The 493-nt window shown below is 76.1% G+C and carries 1 pseudogene; it reads left to right on the top strand.

Annotated elements, in window-relative coordinates:
* Nucleotides 1-493 (top strand): annotated as a pseudogene (locus tag CF68_RS38005) (murein L,D-transpeptidase); the annotation flags it as partial.

Raw genomic sequence — 493 nt, 5'->3', positions numbered from 1 at the left:
CGGGGGCGGGGGGCCCGCCAGGCCGTCGATGCGCTGGCCGCGGCCGCGGCCGACGGCCTCGATCCGCGCGACTACGATGCCGACGCCTTGCGCCAGGCCGTGGCCCAGGCCGCCAGCGGGCCAGCACTGCCGCCGGACGCGGCCGCACGCGTGGACGCGGCACTGAGCGCCGCGATGGAGCGGATGCTGGCAGACCTGCACGGCGGGCGCGTCAACCCGCGCGCGGTCCATGCCAACTTTGCCCCGCAGGCGGAACGGCCCTTCGATGCTGCCATCTGGCTGCGCGATGCCGTCAGGCAGCAACGGCTGCCCGATGCCATCCGCCAGGCAGCGCCCACCTTCCCGCTCTATGGCACGCTGCGGGAGGCCCTGGCGCGGTACCGCGAGATTGCGAAGCAGCCGGCCTGGGGGCAGCCGCTGCCACCCTTGCCGGCGAGCAAGCTGACACCGGGCCAGCCCTGGACCGGTGCCGCGGCGCTGGCTGCACGCCTGG

It is taken from the genome of Cupriavidus sp. SK-4 (genome assembly GCF_000611125.1).
Classification (GTDB): domain Bacteria; phylum Pseudomonadota; class Gammaproteobacteria; order Burkholderiales; family Burkholderiaceae; genus Cupriavidus; species Cupriavidus necator.
This window is presented reverse-complemented; position numbering and strand designations above follow the sequence as displayed.